The organism is Embleya sp. NBC_00888 (genome assembly GCF_045207655.1).
Taxonomy (GTDB): domain Bacteria; phylum Actinomycetota; class Actinomycetes; order Streptomycetales; family Streptomycetaceae; genus Embleya.
In genome coordinates this window covers 3,966,923-3,987,289 of record NZ_CP108784.1, presented here as the reverse complement: position 1 = coordinate 3,987,289, position 20,367 = coordinate 3,966,923, and the positions used below count along the sequence as shown (strand labels likewise).

Annotated in this window: 19 protein-coding genes; 14 read left to right on the top strand and 5 right to left on the bottom strand. The window is 70.3% G+C overall.

The window, feature by feature from the left end:
- Positions 1 to 109: 109 nt before the first annotated feature.
- Together OG948_RS16505 and OG948_RS16500 are read right to left on the bottom strand one after the other, a co-directional pair.
- Positions 110 to 895 (bottom strand): ECF subfamily RNA polymerase sigma factor, BldN family, encoded by a 786-nt coding sequence (locus OG948_RS16505; RefSeq protein ID WP_395866901.1) that lies wholly within the window; start codon positions 893 to 895, stop codon positions 110 to 112.
- A 311-nt stretch (positions 896 to 1,206) separates the two neighbouring features.
- On the bottom strand, positions 1,207 to 2,112 hold the full coding sequence (locus OG948_RS16500) for an HAD family hydrolase (protein WP_395866903.1): 906 nt from the start codon (positions 2,110 to 2,112) through the stop codon (positions 1,207 to 1,209).
- A 163-nt stretch (positions 2,113 to 2,275) separates the two neighbouring features.
- On the opposite strand from OG948_RS16500, the gene OG948_RS16495 reads away from it, so the two are divergent.
- The 7 genes from OG948_RS16495 (at position 2,276) to OG948_RS16465 (ending at position 9,386) form a co-directional block, all read left to right on the top strand.
- The gene (locus OG948_RS16495; RefSeq protein WP_395866905.1) at positions 2,276 to 2,545 is read left to right on the top strand and encodes a glutaredoxin family protein; all 270 of its coding nucleotides are present in this window, start codon (positions 2,276 to 2,278) and stop codon (positions 2,543 to 2,545) included.
- Between the two features lie 296 nt (positions 2,546 to 2,841).
- The gene (locus OG948_RS16490) at positions 2,842 to 3,585 is read left to right on the top strand and encodes a redox-sensing transcriptional repressor Rex (RefSeq protein WP_078976624.1); all 744 of its coding nucleotides are present in this window, start codon (positions 2,842 to 2,844) and stop codon (positions 3,583 to 3,585) included.
- 58 nt (positions 3,586 to 3,643) lie between these two features.
- On the top strand, positions 3,644 to 4,972 hold the full coding sequence (locus OG948_RS16485; RefSeq protein WP_406297294.1) for a glutamyl-tRNA reductase: 1,329 nt from the start codon (positions 3,644 to 3,646) through the stop codon (positions 4,970 to 4,972).
- Positions 4,969 to 5,901, top strand: a complete 933-nt coding sequence (gene hemC / locus OG948_RS16480) for a hydroxymethylbilane synthase (RefSeq protein ID WP_406297293.1) — start codon at positions 4,969 to 4,971, stop codon at positions 5,899 to 5,901. The genes OG948_RS16485 and hemC overlap by 4 nt, the downstream gene beginning before the upstream one ends.
- The gene (locus tag OG948_RS16475) at positions 5,898 to 7,505 is read left to right on the top strand and encodes a uroporphyrinogen-III synthase (RefSeq protein WP_406297292.1); all 1,608 of its coding nucleotides are present in this window, start codon (positions 5,898 to 5,900) and stop codon (positions 7,503 to 7,505) included. The genes hemC and OG948_RS16475 overlap by 4 nt, the downstream gene beginning before the upstream one ends.
- Positions 7,506 to 7,661: 156 nt before the next feature.
- Positions 7,662 to 8,660 carry a porphobilinogen synthase gene (gene hemB, locus OG948_RS16470; RefSeq protein ID WP_406297291.1) on the top strand — a complete coding sequence of 333 codons (999 nt, stop codon included), beginning with the start codon at positions 7,662 to 7,664 and terminating at the stop codon, positions 8,658 to 8,660.
- A 120-nt stretch (positions 8,661 to 8,780) separates the two neighbouring features.
- Positions 8,781 to 9,386 carry a Uma2 family endonuclease gene (locus tag OG948_RS16465; RefSeq protein ID WP_406297290.1) on the top strand — a complete coding sequence of 202 codons (606 nt, stop codon included), beginning with the start codon at positions 8,781 to 8,783 and terminating at the stop codon, positions 9,384 to 9,386.
- On the opposite strand, the gene OG948_RS16460 is transcribed toward OG948_RS16465, so the two are convergent.
- A complete protein-coding gene (locus tag OG948_RS16460; protein ID WP_406297289.1) occupies positions 9,355 to 9,852 on the bottom strand; it encodes a MarR family transcriptional regulator in 498 nt (165 codons plus the stop codon). The genes OG948_RS16465 and OG948_RS16460 overlap by 32 nt on opposite strands.
- A gap of 175 nt (positions 9,853 to 10,027) precedes the next feature.
- Here OG948_RS16460 and OG948_RS16455 point away from each other — a divergent pair, with 175 nt between their 5' ends.
- The 3 genes from OG948_RS16455 (at position 10,028) to OG948_RS16445 (ending at position 13,384) form a co-directional block, all read left to right on the top strand.
- Positions 10,028 to 10,873, top strand: coding sequence for an alpha/beta fold hydrolase (locus OG948_RS16455; RefSeq protein ID WP_406297288.1), 846 nt, complete (start codon positions 10,028 to 10,030; stop codon positions 10,871 to 10,873).
- Between the two features lie 1,394 nt (positions 10,874 to 12,267).
- Positions 12,268 to 12,699 (top strand): DUF4260 family protein, encoded by a 432-nt coding sequence (locus tag OG948_RS16450; protein ID WP_406297287.1) that lies wholly within the window; start codon positions 12,268 to 12,270, stop codon positions 12,697 to 12,699.
- Positions 12,692 to 13,384, top strand: a complete 693-nt coding sequence (locus tag OG948_RS16445; protein ID WP_406297286.1) for a TetR/AcrR family transcriptional regulator — start codon at positions 12,692 to 12,694, stop codon at positions 13,382 to 13,384. The genes OG948_RS16450 and OG948_RS16445 overlap by 8 nt, the downstream gene beginning before the upstream one ends.
- A gap of 175 nt (positions 13,385 to 13,559) precedes the next feature.
- Here OG948_RS16445 and OG948_RS16440 read toward each other — a convergent pair whose 3' ends face one another.
- Positions 13,560 to 13,952 (bottom strand): Rieske (2Fe-2S) protein, encoded by a 393-nt coding sequence (locus OG948_RS16440; protein ID WP_406297285.1) that lies wholly within the window; start codon positions 13,950 to 13,952, stop codon positions 13,560 to 13,562.
- A gap of 221 nt (positions 13,953 to 14,173) precedes the next feature.
- Here OG948_RS16440 and OG948_RS16435 point away from each other — a divergent pair, with 221 nt between their 5' ends.
- Complete coding sequence (locus OG948_RS16435) at positions 14,174 to 15,736, top strand: class I adenylate-forming enzyme family protein (protein ID WP_406297284.1); 1,563 nt, start codon at positions 14,174 to 14,176, stop codon at positions 15,734 to 15,736.
- A 176-nt stretch (positions 15,737 to 15,912) separates the two neighbouring features.
- On the opposite strand, the gene OG948_RS16430 is transcribed toward OG948_RS16435, so the two are convergent.
- A complete protein-coding gene (locus tag OG948_RS16430; protein WP_406297283.1) occupies positions 15,913 to 16,527 on the bottom strand; it encodes a cysteine hydrolase in 615 nt (204 codons plus the stop codon).
- A gap of 99 nt (positions 16,528 to 16,626) precedes the next feature.
- Between OG948_RS16430 and OG948_RS16425 the strand changes: the two genes are divergently transcribed.
- The 3 genes from OG948_RS16425 to OG948_RS16415 all read left to right on the top strand — a co-directional run bounded on the left by OG948_RS16425 (position 16,627) and on the right by OG948_RS16415 (position 20,357).
- On the top strand, positions 16,627 to 17,892 hold the full coding sequence (locus tag OG948_RS16425; RefSeq protein WP_406297282.1) for an amidohydrolase family protein: 1,266 nt from the start codon (positions 16,627 to 16,629) through the stop codon (positions 17,890 to 17,892).
- A 192-nt stretch (positions 17,893 to 18,084) separates the two neighbouring features.
- Positions 18,085 to 18,993, top strand: a complete 909-nt coding sequence (locus OG948_RS16420; RefSeq protein ID WP_395866925.1) for an SDR family oxidoreductase — start codon at positions 18,085 to 18,087, stop codon at positions 18,991 to 18,993.
- A gap of 176 nt (positions 18,994 to 19,169) precedes the next feature.
- Positions 19,170 to 20,357, top strand: coding sequence for an acyl-CoA dehydrogenase (locus OG948_RS16415; RefSeq protein ID WP_395866927.1), 1,188 nt, complete (start codon positions 19,170 to 19,172; stop codon positions 20,355 to 20,357).
- Positions 20,358 to 20,367: the final 10 nt, after the last annotated feature.

Below are 20,367 nucleotides of genomic sequence, written 5' to 3'. Positions count from 1 at the left end.
AAGTCTCCGGGTCGGGGGCCACAGGGCGGCTCCCCGCCGCAACGATCCCCGAAGGGGGTCGCTATCGAGGAGAACGATCCGGCGACCCCGAAGGTTACGGAAGTGTGATTCACCGCACGTCCTCGGGCAGCAGTCGGGCGAGGGTCCGTACGGCGCGGTATTGCAACGTCTTGATCGCCCCCTCGTTCTTACCCATGATCTGTGCGGTCTCCGCGACCGAGAGTCCCTGCAGGAAGCGCAGGGTCACGCATTCCTGCTGCTGGGGGTTGAGCTTGTGCACGGCGTCCAGGAGGGCCGCGTTGGACAGCGATTCCAGGACACAGTCCTCGGGGCTGGACTCGACCTCGTTCGCGTCGAGCATCTCCCCGGTGGTGACCTCCAGGCGGAACCGGCTGGACTTGAAGTGGTCGGCGACCAGGTTGCGCGCGATGGTCACCAGCCAGGCGCCGAAGTCGCGGCCCTGCCAGGTGAAGGTGCCGATCCGACGCAGCGCGCGCAGGAAGGTCTCGCTGGTCAGGTCCTCGGCGACGGCGCGGCCGCCGACCCGGTAGTAGATGTACCGGTAGACGGTGTCGAAGTAGTTGTCGTACAGCTGGGCGAATGCGTCGCCGTCGCCGTCCTGGGCGAGTTCGACGAGGGCCATGATGCGGCGGGCCTCGCCGTCCGGACCCGGTCCCCGGGTGTACCCGGATCCTCGGGTCGGACGGGTCGGTTCGGTGGTGCCGGCGCGCGACGCGAGGGCGAAGCCCACGGGTCCGGCCGGGGTCGCGTAGCAGACCCCCGCGCCGTAACCGGCGGTGGCGGCGAAGCCGACGGACGGGGGGGCAAAGCTCGCGCACACCGCCGCACGCAGTGTCGCCAGCCCGGACACGTCAACCCGGACGATTCGGTGCACGGGACTCCCTGTTGCTTCAGCGGTAATTACGTTCGGTGCGGAATCGATCACCCATAGTAGGGAACTTGGATACCGCCGTGCGCCGATCGAGAATAACGCTTAGTAAAGGAAGGGATACCAAGTGTGCCCATCGGCGTTGTGAAGCTACCGGGATGGACCGCTGTTGTGTGCTCTTTGCGTGTTTGCCGGGTTGTCACGGGTCGGGTGTGCTATATGCGGACAACTCGCCGTCGATCGGGTGTCCCGGGACAGCCGGGAACGACCCCCTCGCCGCAGGTCGCGGGGGGTGTGGGGGTGTTCGGGCGGGCCGCTCAGACGCGGCCCGGCACCCGACGCCGAACGGCGGTGCCGGCGGCCAGCGCACCCGCGACCGCGCCCACGCCGGCGGCGGCCGGCAGCCCGATCCGGGCGGCCTTGCGACCGGTGCGGTAGTCCTTTACACGCCACCCGTTCGCCCGGGCGTGGCGGCGCAGTCGGGCGTCCGGATTGACCGCGCACGGATCGCCCACCAGGGTCAACATCGGGATGTCGTTGGCCGAGTCGCTGTAGGCCGAACAGTCGGTCAGGTCCAGGCCCTCGCTCACCGCGAGCGCGCGGACGGCCTCCGCCTTGGCCTCGCCGTGCAGCAGTTCGCCGACCAGGCGCCCGGTGTACACGCCGTCCCGGGTCTCGGAGACGGTGCCCAGCGCGCCGGTCAGCCCCAGTCGGCCGGCGATCGTGGTGGCGATCTCGATCGGTGCGGCGGTGACCAGCCACACCTGGCGGCCCGCGTCCAGGTGCATCTGGGCCAGTCCCCGGGTGCCCGGCCAGATCTTGTCGGACATGCACTCGTCGAAGATCTCCTCGCCGATCACCCGGATCTCCTCGACGGTGTGGCCCTTTGCGAACGACAGCGCCATCTCCTGGGCGTCGCCGACGTGCCCCATGTGCTCGCCGCCGAGCCGGAACCGGGCCTGCTGCCAGCCGAACCGGGCGATGTCGCGGGTGCCGAAGAACCGGCGCGCGTACAGCCCCCGGGCCAGGTGGAAGATCGACGCGCCGCGCATCACGGTGTTGTCGAGGTCGAAGAACGCGGCGCCGATCCGCGGTGGCAGGCCGTCGTCGCCGAGGGCGCGTGGCGGGACGCTCGCGTGCGCCGCCGCGGCGGCGGCCTCGCCCGCCCGCACGGCACTGTCGTTGGTGTTCTTGGTCGTCGATCGCCGGCGCAAGAGAACCATGGAGCCGAGCGTAGTAGGCGCGTATTGCGGGTGTGTGGCGGTTGTCTTGCGGCGGCGCGCCGCCCGGATGAAGCCCGGCCTCGTCCGGCGTGTCGCCGACCCGATCGAGCCGGTCCGGGAGCGGCCTTCTGGCCGGCGCCCTCGGCGGGTGACAATCGAGGACGTGAATCTCTTCCGCCGCCGCACCGACGCCGCGACCCGCACCGTGACGCTGTTGAGCAAGCCCGGTTGTCACCTGTGTGACGACGCCCGTGCCGTCATCGAACGGGTGACCGGGGAGCTGGGCGTGACCTGGACGGAGGTCGACATCACCCAGGACGCGGAGCTGCAGCACAAGTACTGGGAGCAGATCCCGGTGACCATGGTGGACGGCAGGCAGCACGACTTCTGGCGAGTGGACGAGCGGCGGCTGCGTCGCGCACTGGGCGGCTGAGCGGACTTCGGTCCCGGGCCCGGCCGCGTGGCGGACGCCGGGCGAGGGGCCGGCGAGGGGGCCGCCGGAGGGAAATATCGCCGACACGTACGGTGAGGGGACGTGCGCGATCGGATACCACGACTACGCATGGACCACGCCAAGGTCACCTCGTGTGATCGAGTTCACGCTCCGATTCGGAACCAAGGCGTGACGAGCATCACGACAGGCGCGCAAATCGGACACCTACTTTGTGCGTACGTTCACAAAAGCCTAACCTGGCAATCGAAATCCCAGGTCCCACCCACAGGAGCAGCGTGGCTACAGGGCGTACCGAGCGACCGGCGCAACGGGGACGTGGCATCCCCGAGGCGACGGTGGCGCGGCTTCCGCTGTACCTCCGGGCGCTCAGTGCGCTGTCGGAGCGGGGTGTTCCCACGGTCTCGTCCGAGGAACTCGCCGCTGCCGCCGGGGTGAATTCGGCGAAGTTGCGCAAGGACCTGTCGTATCTCGGCTCCTACGGCACCCGCGGGGTCGGTTACGACGTCGAGTATCTCGTGTACCAAATCTCGCGTGAACTCGGGCTCACCCAAGACTGGCCGGTCGCCATCATCGGCATAGGAAACCTGGGTCACGCCCTCGCCAACTACGGCGGGTTCGCCTCCCGGGGATTCCGGGTCGCGGCGCTTCTGGACGCCGATCGGGCGGTCACCGGTCAGCGGATCGCGGGCATGGCGGTGCGCCATATGGACGACCTCGAGCAGATCGTGCGCGAGGACCACGTGTCGATCGGCGTGATCACCACGCCCGCGCCGGCCGCGCAGGAGGTGGCCGATCGGCTCGTCGCCGCCGGCATCACCAGCATCCTGAACTTCGCGCCCACGGTCCTCTCGGTGCCCGAGGGCGTGGACGTGCGCAAGGTGGATCTGTCCATCGAGTTGCAGATCCTGGCCTTCCACGAACAGCGCAAGTCCGGTCTCGATCCCGTCGCGGGACCGGTTCCGGCGCGACCCTCGAAGCCGGGGGAACGCGGCGACCTCCCCGAGGTGATGCCGGCGTGACCGGTTGTCGCGTGGGTGTCGCGCCCGCGAACACGGCGAACAACGGTAGGAAGACACCATGAGTGTCCTGGCGGTCGGTCTGAGTCATCGGACGGCCGAGGTCAGTCTCCTGGAACGGGTCTCGGTCACCGGGCAGGCCCAGGAGGCGCTGCTGCACGACCTGATCGCGGCCGAGCCGGTCGGCGAGGCCGTGTTGCTGTCGACCTGCAATCGGGTCGAGGTCTACGCGGACGTGGACCGCTTCCACGGCGGGGTCACCGAGCTGGGCAACCTGCTGTCGCGGCACACCGGCGTCCCGGTGTCCGAGCTGACCCCGTGCCTGTACGTGCACTACGAGGACCGTGCCGTCCAGCACCTGTTCTCGGTGGCCTGCGGGCTCGACTCGATGGTGGTCGGCGAAGGGCAGATCCTCGGTCAGATAAAGGCGGCGCTGGCGCTCGCGCAGACCCACGGCACTGCCGGTCGGGTCCTCAACGAGCTGACCCAGCAGGCGCTGCGGGTGGGCAAGCGGGCGCATACCGAGACCGGCATCGACCAGGCCGGCCGGTCGCTGATGACCGTCGGGCTGGCCCAGGCCGAGCTGTCGATGGGCCCGATCGAGGGTTGCCGGGCGCTGGTGGTGGGCGCCGGCTCGATGAGCGCGCTGGCCGCGAAGACGCTGCACCGCGAGGGCGTCGGACACATCGTGGTGGCCAACCGCACCTACGAGCGGGCCGAGCACCTGGCCGAGTCGGTGGCCGGCCGGGCGGTGCCGATGTCCGCGCTGCCCGACGCGCTGGGCTCGGTCGATCTGGTGGTCTCCTGTACCGGCGCGGCCGGTCTGGTGATCGGCCGGGACGAGATCGAGGCGGTGCTGGCCGCGCGCCGCGAGCGCGGGGTCGAGCAGCCGCTCGTGCTGATCGACCTGGCGCTGCCGCGCGACATCGACTCGGGTGTGCGCGACCTCGACGGCGTGGTGCTGATCGACCTGGAACTGCTCGCCGAGGTCTCCGCCGGTACGGCCGGCGAGGCCGACGTGGACCTGGTGCGCAAGATCGTCTGCGAGGAGGTCGCGGCGTTCGCGACCGCGCAGCAGGCCCAGCAGGTCGCACCGACCGTGGTCGCGCTGCGCAGCATGGGCTCGGACGTGGTCCGGGCCGAGCTGGACCGGCTCAGCGGCCGGGTCCCGGAGATGGACGACCGGGTGCGCGCCGAGGTCGAGCAGACCGTGCGGCGCGTGGTGGACAAGCTGCTGCACGCGCCGACGGTGCGGGTCAAGCAGTTGGCCGGCGAGCCCGGCGGCTCCTCGTACGCGGACGCGCTGCGGATGTTGTTCGATCTCGACCCCGGCACCCCCGAGGTGGTCCGCCGGGCGGACGCCCCCGACGCAGTGGAAGGTGTGGCGTGACCGAAGCACCGTTGCGGCTGGGCACCCGGCGCAGCAAGCTGGCGATGGCCCAGTCGGGCCATGTCGCCGAAGCCGTCACGCGCCTGACCGGCCGTGCCGTCGAACTGGTGGAGATCACCACGCACGGCGACGTCTCGCGGGAACAGCTCACGCAGATCGGCGGCACCGGCGTCTTCGTCAACGCGCTGCGCGACGCGCTGCTGGCCGGCGAGGTCGACTTCGTCGTGCACTCGCTCAAGGACCTGCCGACCGGCGACCCCGAGGGCATCACCCTGGTCGCGGTCCCGCCGCGGCACGATCCGCGCGACGCGCTGGTGGCCCGGGACGGGCTCGCGCTCGCCGAGTTGCCGGCCGGCTCGCGGATCGGGACCGGTTCGCCGCGCCGCGCCGCGCAGTTGTTGCTGCTCGGGCTCGGCCACGAGATCGTGCCGATCCGCGGCAACGTCGACACCCGGGTCGGCTTCGTGACGTCCGGCGAACTCGACGCCGTCGTCCTGGCCAAGGCCGGTCTCGGCCGCCTGGGCCGTGCGGAGGAGGTCACCGAGACCTTCGATCCGCTCCACATGCTGCCTGCCCCCGGTCAAGGGGCATTGGCCGTCGAGTGCGCGACACACGAAGTCGCCCTCGTCGAACTGCTCACCGGTTTGGACGACTCGGACACCCGAGCCGCCGTACTGGCCGAGCGCACGCTGCTCGCCGTGTTGGAAGCCGGATGTTCGGCTCCGGTCGGCGCCCTCTGTGAGGTCGCCGAGGGCGAGCAGGTCACCGAGCTGTACCTGCGGGCCGTAGTCGCGAATGTCGACGGCACCGACAGCGTACGGTTGTCCGCCACCGGAACCCTCGACGAGGCGCAGAAGATCGGTCGCGAACTCGCGACCGAACTGCTCGCCCGAGGGGCCTCCGGTTTGATGGGGGAGCGCGTCCCTTGAGCCCCAGAGCGAAGAAGAAGCCCAGCGGCATCGTGACCTTTGTGGGTGCCGGTCCCGGCGACCCGCGACTGCTCACACTGCGGGCCATCGAGGTGCTGGCCGAGGCCGATGTGGTGATCGCCGACGAGGCGACGCTGCGCCAGGTCCTGTTCCACTGCAAGAGCGGCGTCGAGGTCCTCGACCCGGTGACCGGCGACGACGGGGAACTCCTGTCGGCCGTTGCCCGGGCCAAGGTCGTCGTGGTCGCCGCGCGATCGGGCAGGCAGGTCGTCCGGGCCGTGGCGGGTGACCCGTGCGTGGACCAGTCGGTCACGGACGAGATCACCGCGGTCGCGAAGGCGAAGATCGTCTTCGAGGTCGTCCCGGGTGTCCCGGTCAGCACGGCCGTTCCCACGTACGCGGGCATCCCGCTGCACGCGGCCAAGGGCAGCGGTGGCGTTCGCGTCCTCGACATGGCCGAGGCCTCGATCGACTGGGCCACGGTCGGCTCCGTCGACGGCACGCTCGTGTTGCGCGGTGCGCTCGACTCGATCGCCGAGATCGCACAGGAACTGGTCGCCGGTGGCCGCAAGCCGGCCACGCCGGTCTCGGTCACCGTCAACGGCACCACCACCGAGCAGCGCACCCTGGTGAGCACGCTCGCGCAGGTGGCGTCCGACGTGCGGTCCGCGAAGATCACGCTGCCGGCCGTCGTGGTCGTCGGCGAGGTGGTCGCCCAGCGCGACACCCTGTCGTGGTTCGAGACCAAGCCGCTGTTCGGCTGGAAGGTGCTCGTTCCGCGCACCAAGGAGCAGGCGGTCACGCTGTCCGAGCAACTGCGCTCGTACGGCGCGGTGCCGCACGAGGTGCCGACCATCGCGGTCGAGCCCCCGCGCACGCCGCAGCAGATGGAGCGGGCGATCAAGGGCCTGGTCACCGGCCGCTACGAGTGGATCGCGTTCACGTCGGTCAACGCCGTGCGCGCGGTGCGCGAGCGGTTCGAGGACTACGGCCTGGACGCGCGCGCCTTCGCCGGGATCAAGGTCGCGGCCGTCGGTGAGGCGACCGCGCGGGCGCTGGTCGAGTTCGGTGTCAAGCCGGACCTGGTGCCGTCCGGCGAGCAGTCCGCCGCCGGGTTGCTGGAGGACTGGCCGCCGTACGACCCGGTCTTCGACCCGATCGACCGGGTGTTCCTGCCGCGCGCCGACATCGCCACCGAGACCCTGGTGGCCGGTCTGGTCGAGTTGGGCTGGGAGGTCGACGACGTCACCGCGTACCGCACGGTGCGCGCGGCGCCGCCGCCGGCGGACACCCGTGAGGCGATCAAGGGCGGCGGCTTCGACGCGGTCCTGTTCACGTCGTCCTCGACGGTGCGCAATCTGGTCGGCATCGCGGGCAAGCCGCACGCGGTGACGGTGATCGCGTGTATCGGCTCGGCGACCGCGAAGACGGCCGAGGAACACGGTCTACGCGTGGACGTGATGGCTCCCGAGCCGTCGGTGTCCGCGCTGGCCGAGGCACTCGCGGAGTTCGGCACGGCACGGCGGGCCGCCATGGTGGAGGCGGGCGACCCCGTCACCCGCCCGAGTGAACGGCGGCCCGGGTCGCGACGGAAGGCAAAGTAGGTTATGTGGGAGTGGCGCTCAGGGTTCGTGGAGTGCCTCTCAGGGCTCGCGGGGTGACTCCGGGGCTCGCGGGGTGACCCTCGGGACTCGTGGAGTGGCGCTCAGGCTTCGTGGGGTGGCCCGCACACCTCTCATGAGGAAGGCCGAGTAGTTCCGATGTCGTACCAGGCTGACGCATCGTCAGGGTTTCCCGCGCACCGTCCCCGGCGGTTGCGCACGTCCCCGGCGGTGCGCCGCCTGGTCGCGGAGACCCGGCTGCATCCCGCCGACCTGATCCTGCCGCTGTTCGTGCGCGAGGGTGTGCGCGAACCGGTGCCGATCTCGTCGATGCCGGGCGTTGTGCAACACACGCGCGATTCGCTGCGCAAGGCCGCGCACGACGCGGTCGCGGCGGGGGTCGGCGGGCTGATGTTGTTCGGCATCCCGACGGTCAAGGACGCGGTCGGCTCGGCCGGCTTCGACCCCGAGGGCGTGCTCCAGGTCGCCATCCGCGACGTGGTGGCCGAGGTGGGCGCCGACGCGGTGGTGATGTCCGACCTGTGTCTGGACGAGTTCACCGACCACGGGCACTGCGGTGTACTGGCCGCGGACGGCTCGGTGGACAACGACGCGACGCTGGAGGCGTACGCGCGGATGGCCGTCGTACAGGCCGACGCGGGCGTGCACATGGTCGGTCCCAGCGGAATGATGGACGGTCAGGTCGGGGTGGTCCGGCGGGCGTTGGACGGCGCCGGGTATCAGGACGTGTCGATCCTGGCGTACAGCGTGAAGTACGCGTCGGGCTTCTACGGCCCGTTCCGCGAGGCGGTCGAATCCACGCTCAAGGGCGACCGGATGACCTACCAGCAGGACCCGGCCAACGCCGAGGAGTCCGTGCGCGAGGTCCTGTTGGACGTGGCCGAGGGCGCGGACCTGGTGATGGTCAAGCCCGCGATGTCGTACCTGGACATCGTCCGGCGGGTCGCCGACGAGGTGCACGTGCCGGTCGCGGCGTACCAGGTCAGCGGCGAGTACGCGATGGTCGAGGCGGCGGCGGCGAACGGCTGGATCGACCGGGACCGGGTGGTGCTGGAGACGCTGACCTCGGTCAAGCGGGCGGGGGCTTCGTCGATCCTGACGTATTGGGCTACCGAGGTGGCGCGGAAGCTGCGCTGATCGGGGGCGGTTCGTGGGGCCGGCTCGTCTGGGCCGGCCGATGCGGCCCGGCTCACTCGATCGGGTCGGGCGCGTGGGAAGCGCGCGCGGCTCGGCCGGGTGCGGACTTACCGTCGCGATGTGCGCGTGACACGAACCATGGCCGAACGCGACCGGGTCCTCCGGCGCACCTGGCGGGCGATGACCGTCCCCGAGGGATTTCGTGCCGAGATCATCGACGGCTCCATCGTGCTTTCGCCGATGGGTGATCGGCGGCACGCCGTGCTCGCCAACCGACTGCGCAACGCGCTGACCGAGCACCTGGCCAACGGGCCATGGGCGGCGTATATGGCGGGCACCGTCGTCTCCGGTCGAGAGCTCTACATGCCGGACGTGTTCGTGGCGCCCGACGATTTGGACCACGTCGGCGACGCGGACGGCATCGGCGCACTCGCGTCCGGGGTGGTGTTGGTGGCCGAGGTGGTGTGTCCGGAGCGTCCGGCCGGTGAGCGGGACCGCAAGCGTCGGGCGTACGCGCGGGCGGGGATCGGTGCGTATGTCATCGTCGACGACTCCGACGGGGACGGTGTCGTGACGGTGCTCGGTGCGCCGAACGTCGCCGGGGGCACTTATGGGCTGGAGACGCGGGCGGCGTACGGGGTTCCCGTGGGCGTGGCGGGCGGTCCACTGAAGGGCTTCGTGGTCGGAGCCGATGTCACCGTGCGTCGGGTTCCGGGCGGCGGTTGAGGCGGGCGAGGGTCGCGGGCGTGACGTGACGCGCCAGGGTGGCCAGAGCGGCGGTGACCTCTTCGACGGCCCTGGGATCGGTCGGGTCCAAGACCTTGGACAGGCACTCTTCGATGCCGGCCGCGCGGACTTCGGCGACTCGTGGAGAGGGGTCGGCGGCCGGGCGGACCAGGAGACGGCGGCGGTCGGTGGGGTCCTGGGTGGTTTCGATCGAACCGGTTTCCTTGAGGCGGGCCACGGCGGTGGAGACCTGGCTTTGCGGGAGGCCGGTGCGGCGGGCGATCTCGCCGATGGCGCTGTCCGGGTGGGCGACGATGTCGCTCAGGGCGATCAGGACCGGGCGCACGCTGCCGGGATGAGGGGCGGCGCCGGCTTCGGGGGCTGGGAGTGCGTCCTCGCCGATCTTCATCAGGGTGCGGCCGAGGAGGAAGAGTTCGACGGGCGTCATGGGCATGGGGGAGGTCATGGCCGGATAGTACATCGGAAAAGATGCATCGATATTGATGTATCGAATTCGATGGATTATGGTCGTGGGTGTGGAGGCGGAGATGGGTGGCTTCGGGGCTGCTCGGCTCGGATCGGCTCTTTACCGGGCCCGGCTTGGCTCCACGCGACGTACGACGACTTCTTGGGGGAATCCGATGGCCGCGCACATCACCACCGGCGCCACGCTGTCCGTGCCGGGTGCCGAGCTGTACTACGAAGTGCGCGGCTCCGGGCCGTTGTTGCTGATCGGGGAGAGCGGGGAGGGCGACGCCGGGCGCAGCGTGGACATGGTCGATCGTCTGGTCGCGGACCACACCGTGGTGACGTACGACCGGCGGGGGCTCTCGCGCAGTACGTTGACCGACCCGGACGCACCGGTGAGCATCGAGGACCACGCGGACGACGTGGCGCGGCTGTTGGTCGAGCTCACCGATCGGCCGGCGCTGATGCTGGGGCTCAGCATGGGCGGGTTGATCGGGTTGCGGGTGGCCGCGACCCGACCCGAGTTGCTGGACACGCTGATCGCCCACGAACCGGTCGCGCCGTGGTTGCTCCCCGACGCCGAACGCGAGGCGCATCGCGGTGAGTTGACCGCGATCCGGGAGGAGCACGCGCGGGCCGGGATGGCCGGCGCGTTCCCCGCCATCACGGCGCACCTGGGCATCGAGCCGGGCGTCGAGGAACGTGAGCCGGACCTGACTCCGCAGCCGATGACCGCGCGGCGGGTGGCGAACTTCGACTTCTTCATCGGCCGGGAATTCCCCGCCGTCGTCGACGACACGCTCTCGCTCGATCTGCTGCGCTCCTCGACGACGCGCATCATCCCGGGGCTGGGCGCGACCACGGGACATCGGGTCTTCACCCGGCGCTGTGCGGTGGCGCTGGCGGAACTCGTCGGCGTTGAGGCGGCGTCGTTTCCGGGCGGTCACAACGGCAACCTGACCCACCCGCGGGCATTCGCGACCGGGCTGCGTGAGGTTGTGGATCGCGTGGGCGGGTGAGGTGGTCGCCGGGTGAGATGGCTGGTGCCGGGTGGGGTGGTCGAGTGAGGTTGTCGGGGTGAACCGGCCGGGTGGCCCGGCCCGTTGCGCCCGCTGTGCCGGTTGTTCGGCCCCGGGCCCGGGGGCTTGGGCTGGGGTGGGTCACTCGTACGTGGGATTTTCGGGGGTTCGTTCGGGGTGATCCACTGGGCGGCGCCAACCTTGCGCCATGGCCGACTCTCGGTTCGCGGCGCGGTGTCTGCTGGTGGCATGTGTGTGCGTGCCGGCTGTCGGGGCCTGCGGTACGGCGGGCGCGGAGGGTGGTGGGCGGGCGGCCGTCAAGGTCGAGTCCGGTGGGGGTTCGGGGGGCGCGCGGTACGAGGTGCGGGTCGGGCGGACGGGCGCCGGGTACGCGCCGGGGAGTGAGCGCTTCGAGGGGGCTCGGGGTGGTGGAGGGCCGGTGGTGAGGGTCGCGGGTGTCACCAAACCGCCGACGAAACCGGCGAATCCACGGCCGCCTCGGCCTCCGGCGACCAAACCGCCGAAGCCGCCCGTGCCGAAGCCGCCGGTGTCGAAGTGGTCGACGCTGCGGTTGTTGGTGTTGGAGCCGCCGCAATCGTCGGCGTGGGTGCCGGAGCGGGTGTCGGTGCCGAAGTCGCCGGATTCGCAGGTGGGCGTGGGGTCGGTGGGGGTCGGGGGCGACGCGGGGGGTGGGGCCGGGGGAGAGGGCGGCCGGCCGGATGGACGTGGAGGCTCGGCGGCTGACGAGGCTGCGGCGAGTGGGGCTGCGGGGCGCGCGGGGGTCGCGCATCCAGTCGTGGATCGGCTGTGGCTCGGGTCGGGGTGGCGTGCGGCCGCCTCGCGGGAGTCGGTTGGCGGTGCCGGGAAGTCGGATTCGCGGGCGGGTGCTGCGTCGGTGCCGGAGGCCGGAGCAGTGGGTTTGGTCGAGGGCGCCGCCGGTGGGCGGAGTGTGGTGGGGCCGGGGCCGGTGGTGTCGGGCGGGTCGGACGCGGTGTCGGGTGGGTTCGGGCGGCGGCCGTTTGACGCGCCGGCTGTGGATGCGGGGGTGCGGTTGGTGGTGGTTCCGGTGGTGGACGGGCATGCGGAGTTCGGTCGAGTGGGTGGTTCCGGTGACGCGGCCGAGTCGGTTCGGTCGGTGGTGGGGGTATTGCGGGCAGGGGTGCCGGTGGGGTCGACGCAGTGGCCGATTGCCGGATTGGTGATCGGACTCGCGCCGGCTTTGCTGATTTCGATCGGGTCGGTGGCGCTCGTCGTCCCCGGATCGGGAGCCGGTGGGCGCGCGCGACGTTCTGAAGGGACGAGAATGCCGTCGAGACTTGACGGCTAACGGTGTTAGCCGGATGATGGACGCAAGCGGCTAACATTGTTAGCCTCAGGCGAACGGAGGCGGCGGCATGAGCACCATTGCGCACACGGGAATCGGCGGCTCGGCCGTGGTCCGACGGATCCGACGCGGAGCATGGATCGCGCTGACGTTGTTCCTGGCGGCCTTCGCGGTGTTCGAGGGCGTGAAGTACGGATTCGTCACCTCGGCGGCGGCACTGCTCTTCTTCGTGCTGCCCGACCTGACCATGTTCATCGGCGCCAAGGACGCGGCGCGCGACGGTACGCACCAGCCCGGTCGGCTCCAGCCGCGCGCGGTGCCGTTCTACAACGCGCTGCACCGGGCATGGGTCCCGCTGATCGTGCTGGTCGCGTACACCGTCACGCCCGTCGTCTGGCCGCCACTGTTCACCGCCGGCCTCGGCTGGCTCACCCACATCGCGATGGACCGTGCCGCCGGGTACGGACTGCGCACTCCGGAAGGATTCCGCAAGCATGTCTGACGTGTTGTCACCGCCCCTCAGCGCCAGGGCCCGCGAGATCGTGGTCGCCGCGCGGGAACTCCTGGAAGGGGAGGGCCCGGACGCGGTGTCGATGCGGCGGATCGCGGACCGGATCGGCATCAAGGCGCCGTCGTTGTACAAGCACTTCCCGGACAAGTCCGCGGTCGAGAACGCACTGATCGCCCAGGGCATGGCCGAACTCGCGGAGGCGCTGGAGGCCGTCGAGGTGGCGGACGGTCCGGGCGATCGGGGGGCCGATGGTGTGGTCGGCGGGGCCGAGGCGGGCGACGGGGCGGGCAGTGGGGTGAGTGGCGCGGCGGCTGGGGTCGGCTCGTCCGGAGCGGCGAGTGCGGGTGGTGTGGCCGACGTGGTTCGGGGTGAGGGGCGGATCGCGGCGCTGGCGGGGGCGTACCGCGCGTACGCGCTGGCCCATCCGGATCTGTATCGACTGATGAGTGACCGGCCCCTGGACCGCGGCGCGTTGCCGGCGGGACTGGAGGCTCGCGCGGCGGCACCACTGGTGCGAGCCGTGGGCGGCGACGCCGACGCCGCGCGCGCCGTATGGGGCTTCGCCCACGGCATGGTCGCGTTGGAACTGGCCGGCCGCTTTCCACCGGGTGCGGATCTCTCCGGAGCCTGGACCAAGGGCTGCGGCGCCTTTTCCGCGCACTCGACCGCGGTCTGAGCGCGCGCCGTTGTCGGCCTCGAACGCCGGCCGGGCTGCGTGGCTTGGCTGGAGTGGGGCGTCGGTTGGGTTGGGGTGGCCTCGAACGCCGGCCGGGCTGAGTGGGGTGGCCCTGGTGCTTGCCGGCCGTCGGCTTCTCGTTGCTGGTTTGTGGTGGGGAGCCGTGGTTTGGGGGTCAGGGGGAGTCGAGGGTTGGGGTGGGGTTGGGGCAGGGGGACTTTTGGGCTTTGCGGGTGGGGCGGGGGGTGGGGGAGCGGTAGAGGAGGCCGTCTTGGAGCCAGGAGGTGTAGGTGTGGAGGGGGCGGCAGGGGAGTTGGCCGGTGGAGCGGCCGGTGGCCAGTTCGAAGGTGGCTTTGTGGGCCGGGCAGGTGAGGTGTTCGTTGGTCAGGGTGCCTCTGGAGAGGATCGCGCCGGCGTGGGGGCAGCGGTCCTCGAAGACGTGGACCGTGTCGCCGTGGCGCAGGATCGCGACCGGGGGGCTGGTGGCGACCCGGGTCGGGACGTCCTCGGGGAGGCTCGTGAGCGGGCCCAGGCACACCGGCGGGCGCTCCCGGCGGAAGGGTGACATTTTGCCCCCGGGGTAGGCGGTACCGCCCCAGGCTAGGCAGTCCCGGGCCGGTTGGCCAGCACTCGATCAAGCTTGCGAACGATCCGGTTGTGATGCGCGTGACCACGCGAAGTCTTTCTTCCCGCAAAGCTTCTGACGTACCGTCAGGTCAGCACCCGGGCGCTGGCCCCGCCATGCCCGGGCACCGTACCCCCGGCCCCGGCTTCCCGCGCGGAGGACACGTGTCTGACCCGATCTACGACGCCACCACTCTCTGGGAGCTGGTGGAGCGCCGCGCGGCGGCGACTCCCGATGTGCCCATGTTGCTCGACCCGGAGGACCGTACGGTCACCTTCGGTGAGTTCAAGGCGTGGGCGGAGCGCGTGGCCGCGGGCTATCACGCGCTCGGTGTCACCGCCGGTACCCGCGTGACCTGGCAGTTGACCACGCGGATCGAGTCCATCGTGGTCTCCTTCGCGCTGGCTCGACTGGGCGCGGTGCAGAACCCGATCATCCCGTTCTATCGGGAGAAGGAGGTCGGCTTCTGTCTGCGGCAGACCGGCGCCGAGTTCTTCCTGTGTCCGCGTGGCTGGAAGGGCTTCGACTTCCTGGCGATGGGCGAGTCGCTCGCGAAGGACATGGCGCAGCCGCCGACCGTGTTGGTGGCGTACGACGAGCTGCCCGAGGGCGACCCGGCCGGGCTGCCGGCCGCACCGACCGACGGGGACGAGGTGCGCTGGCTCTACTACACCTCCGGCACCACGTCCGACCCGAAGGGCGTGCAGCACAGCGACTCCACGCTGCTCGCGGGCGGCAAGGGCCTGGCCGTCGCGCTCGACATGTCGCAGGCCGACGTGGGCTCGATCGCCTTCCCGTACGCGCACATCGCGGGCCCGGACTACATCGTCACGGTGCTCGCCTCCGGCTTCCCGGCCGTGATCGTGGAGAACTTCGACCCGGCCGGCGTGGTGCCCGTGTACAAGCGGCTCGGCGTCACCATGGTCGGCGGCTCGACCGCGTTCTACGTCGCGTTCCTGAACGAACAGCGCAAGCAGCCCGGCGAGAAGATCATCCCGACGCTGCGGATCGTCTCGGGCGGCGGTGCGCCCAAGCCGCCGGAACTGGTTGCCGAGGTTCGCGACGAGATGCGGGCGATCCTGTGCCACGGGTACGGGATGACCGAGGTACCGATGATCGCCCAGGGCGGCCCGCACGACTCCGAGGACCAGCGTTCGTACACCGAGGGCAAGCCGGTCACCGGTATCCGGGTGCGGATCGCCCGGGCCGACGGGAGTGTCGCGGAGACCGGCGAGGAGGGCGAGGTCCGGCTGCGTGGGCCGATGGTGTTCAAGGGGTACACCGACCCCGCGCTGACCGCCGACGCGTTCGACGAGGACGGCTTCTTCCGTACCGGCGACCTGGGCAGGCTGCGGGCCGACGGACACCTCTCGCTCACCGGTCGGCTCAAGGACGTGATCATCCGAAAGGGTGAGAACATCTCGGCCCGCGAGATCGAGGACCTGCTCTTCGCCCACCCGAAGGTCGCCGACGCGGCGGTGATCGGTCTGGTCGATCGTGAGCGCGGCGAGCGGGTGTGCGCCGTGGTCGAGCGGCAACCGGGTGAGGCCGACCTGGAGTTCGCCGAGATGGTCGGATACCTGCGCGAGGCCGGGTTGATGACACAGAAGATCCCGGAGCAGTTGGAACTGGTCGACGCGCTGCCCCGGAACGAGACGCTGCGCAAGGTGTTGAAGTTCAAGCTTCGTGAGGAGTACGACAAGAAGCCCTGGACGCCCGGTCGCTGACGGTCGGTCAGCCGTAGCCGTCCGGAGCGGTTCTTCGATCGGGCGCTCTTCGATCGGGTCTGCTCCGGATCGGCGTTCCCCCGATCGGGTGTTCCCCGGATCGGATGTTTCTCGGATCAGGCGATCCGCGATTCGCCTGATGCCCCGTCACCGACACGATGACGGGGCATCAGGTTTCAGTTCCAGGCGGCCAGTACGGCGTCCACCGTGGTGATCGTGGCGATCGCGTTGAAGGTGTTCGCGAGCACCGCCTCGGCGTATTCGGGAGGGAATCCGGCCACCGCCTCGCGCGGGACGACGAACTGGAATCCGGCGTTGACGGCGTCCATCGCGAAGTTGAGCATGCCGACGTTGAGCGAGACGCCGACGCCCACGATCGTGCGTACGCCCATGTTCCGCAGTACCGCGGCCAATCCGGTGTCGGCCATCGGGCCGAGCCCGTGATAGCGGGAAAGCACCAGGTCGGAGGGCTCGACGGCGATTCCGTCGGCCACGTCGGCGGCCGGTGAACCCGGCTCCAACAGGATCGGTGCCTTGGCCGCGGCGCCGAACATCCGGGCGTTGGTGTTGGCGCCCAGACCGTCCGGACGGCGGACCGCGAGGCAGTGCACGACCGGGAGTTCGGCCCTGCGGGCGGCCTTCGCGAGTCGGTCGACGGCCGGAATCAGCTCCCCGGTGTGGGCGGTCAGCGCGGGGAATACCGCGTGCGCGCCGATCACTCCGTTCTGGCATTCCTGGGTGATCAACGCGGTGTGCCCGGGGGCGATCAATTCTTCGAGGCGCAGGGCCATCCGTGATTCTCCTGACGTTGAGTCAGCTTGTGGTTCCCTCCGCCCAGAGATTACGCTAAATCTGACGGTCCATCAGATTTCAGTGAGCGGGAGGGGCCGATGAGCACCAACCAGCCCGGACAGGCTGCCACGCGGTCCGGAAACTCCTTCGGTGAACTGCCGAAGATCATCAGCGTGGATGACCATGTCATCGAGCCGGCACATCTGTTCGAGCGCTGGTTGCCGAAGAAGTACCACGAGCGTGGCCCCAAGCCGGTCACCACCGGCATCGGCACGCTGGAGTACACCGGGGCGAGCTACAAGATCACCACCGACCCCGACGGCCCGCCGGCCGACTGGTGGTTCTACGAGGACCTGCGCTTCCCGTACAAGCGCAACATCGCCGCCGTCGGCTTCAGTCGCGACGAGATGACCCTGGAGGGCATCACGCGCGCCGAGATGCGCCCCGGGCTGTACGACCCGGCCGAGCGGCTCAAGGACATGGACGTCAACCATGTCGAGGCCTCGCTGTGCTTCCCGACCTTCCCGCGTTTTTGCGGCCAGACCTTCTCGGAGGCCGCGGACAAGGAGGTCGCGCTCGCGTGCGTGCGCGCCTACAACGACTGGATGGTCGAGGAGTGGTGCGGCGACTCCGGGGGTCGGCTGATCCCGCTGATCATCATCCCGCTGTGGGACGTGCGGCTCGCGGTCGAGGAGGTCGAGCGCAACCGGGCGCGCGGCGTCACCGCCGTGTGCTTCTCCGAGATCCCGGCGTTCCTGGGCCTGCCCAGCATCCACACCGGCTACTGGGACCCGTTCTTCCGGGTCTGCGCGGACCTGGGCGTGACGATCAACATGCACATCGGCTCGTCCTCGACGATGCCCGCCGCCTCGCCCGACGCCCCCGCGGCCGTGCAGGCGTCGCTGAGCTTCAACAACGCGATGGCCTCGATGGCCGACTTCATCTTCGCGGGCATCCCGGCCCGATTCCCGAAGATCAAGCTGGCCTACTCCGAGGGCCAGATGGGCTGGATCCCGTACGCGCTGGAGCGGATGGACGACGTCTGGCTGGAGCACCGCGCGTGGGCCGTCACCGGTGAGGTGCTGCCCGAGGCGCCGTCGTACTACTTCCGGCGGAACATGTTCGCGTGCTTCTTCCGGGACCGGCACGGGGTGAACTCGCTCGACGTGATCGGCGAGGACAACGTCACGTTCGAGACCGACTACCCGCACGTCGACTCCACGTGGCCGCACACCAAGAAGATCGCCGAGGAGCACCTTGCCGGGCTGAGCGAGGAGACGGTCTACAAGATCATCCGGGGCAACGCGATCCGGATGCTCGACCTCGACTTCGACAAGGGGCGGGTGGCCGCGACCGCGGTCTGAGTCGGGTTCGCGCCGGGATTCCTCGGGATCTCGTCGGTTTTCGGTGGGCCCGGGTTTTCGGCGGACCCGGTCGGGTTCGGTCGGGGTTTGGGTTCAGCGGCAAGGGGCGGCTCGTCGAATTCTCGGCGGGCCGCTTCCGAGGTATTCCGACTCGCGTCGGCACACGTCGTCAGTACACCGGAGGGGCCTGGAATGAGTGGGATCTGCGAGGGGCGCGTCGTCATCGTCACCGGTGCCGGCGGCGGCATCGGGCGCGAGCACGCGCTGGCGTTCGCCCGTGAGGGCGCGCACGTGGTGGTCAACGACATCGGCGCCTCGCGCCAGGGCGACGGCCGTTCGCTCGGGCCGGCCCAGCAGGTCGTGGCCGACATCGAGGCGCTGGGCGGCAAGGCGGTGATCAACGCGGATGACGTCGCGGACTGGGCGGGCGCGGAGCGCCTGGTACAGACCGCCATCGACGCGTTCGGCCGGCTGGACGTGGTGGTCAACAACGCGGGCTTCCTGCGCGACCGGATGCTGGTCTCGCTCGGCGAGGACGAGTTCGACGCGGTGGTACGGGTGCACCTCAAGGGCCACTTCGCGGTGATGCGGCACGCCGGCGCGTACTGGCGGGCGCGGGCCAAGGCGGGCGACACGATCGACGCGCGGCTGATCAACACCACGTCCGGCGCGGGCCTGATGGGCTCGGTCGGGCAGGGCAACTACGCCGCGGCCAAGGCCGGCATCACGTGCCTGACCCAGATCGCGGCGGTGGAGATGGGCCGGTACGGGGTGACCGCCAACGCGATCGCGCCCGCCGCGCGGACCCGGATGACCGAGGAAGCGATGCCGGACATGGTGCGCAAGCCCGAGGACGGCAGCTTCGACTTCTACGACCCGGCGAACATCTCGCCGCTGGTGGTCTGGCTCGGCTCGGCGCAGTCGCGTGAGGTGACCGGGCGGGTGTTCGAGGTCGAGGGCGACAAGGTCTCGGTCGCGACCGGCTGGCAGCACGGTCCCGAGGCGAGCGCGGGTCGGCGCTGGGAGCCGGCCGAGCTCGGTCCGGTGGTGGCGAAGTTGATCGACGAAGCGCCGACGCCGACGCCTGTGTATGGGGCGTGAGTTTGGGGTTGGGGCTCGGGGCCTGGGCTTGAGGGCTTGAGGGCTTGGGCTTCGGGCTCGGGGGCTTGGGCCGAGGGGCTCGGGCTCAGGGGTTGGGCTCGGGCTGGGCCTGGGGCCTTGGGTTTTTTGTTTTCCGGTCTTGCGGCCGGCCCGACTGTTCGTGACAGGGAGTCGAGATGGACCTCCGGTATACCGAGGCCGAGGAGAGATTTCGCGCGGAACTGCGCGCGTGGCTCGATCGGGCCATCCCGCTGCTGCCCGCCAAGCCCGATCGCAACGACTGGCCGGGGCGGCGGGCGTATGACACCGCCTGGCAGCGGCTGTTGTTCGAGGCCGGCTACGCGGGCCTGCACTGGTCGGTCGAGGCGGGCGGCAAGGGTGCCACGCCGACCGAACACCTGATCTTCCTGGAGGAAACCGAGCGGGCGGGCGCGCCGTACGTGGGCGCCAACTTCGTCGGCCTGTTGCACGCGGGACCGACCATCGACGCGGCCGGCACCGAGGAACAGCGTCGCCGCTACCTCCCGGGCATCCTGCGCGGCGACGACGTGTGGTGCCAGGGCTTCTCCGAACCGGGCGCGGGCAGCGACCTGGCGTCGCTGCGTACCCGGGCCGTCCGGGACGGCGACGACTACGTCGTCAACGGCTCGAAGATCTGGACCTCGCACGCCGAAGTGGCCGACTACTGCGAGATGTTGGTACGTACCGACCCGGACGCGCCGAAGCACAAGGGGATCACCTGGCTGATCGTGCCGATGGACACGCCGGGCATCACCATTCGTCCGCTGGAGACGGTGATGGGCACGTCGGAGTTCGCCGAGGTGTTCTTCGACGACGTACGCGTGCCGGTGGCCAACCGGGTCGGCGAGGAGAACGACGGCTGGCGGGTCACCATGGTCACCCTGTCGTTCGAGCGCGGTACCGCGTTCGTCAGCGAAGTGGTGGCCTGTCAGCGTCTGTTGCGCGAACTCGCGGCACTGGCCAAGAAGGTGACGCGACGTCAGGCGAGCGCCTGGGACGATCTCGCGTTGCGGCGCGAACTCGGGCATCTGACGGCGGAGTTCGAGGCGCTGTGGGCGTTGACCAAGTGGAACGTGTCCGAGGCGCAGCGCTCCGGCGTGCCCGGGGTCGGCGGTTCGGTGTTCAAGCTGCGGTTCTCCGAGACGAAGCAGAAGGTGTACGACCTGGCGCATCGGCTGCTGGGTCGGGCGGCCCTGGCCGTGGACGACGTCGCGGGGCTGCCCGGCGGCACGCTGATGGACGAGCGGCTGTCGTCGCTGTCGTACACGATCGCGGCGGGCACGTCGCAGATTCAGCGCAACATCGTGGGCGAGCGCATCCTCGGCTTGCCGAAGGAACGGTGATCGGGCGTGG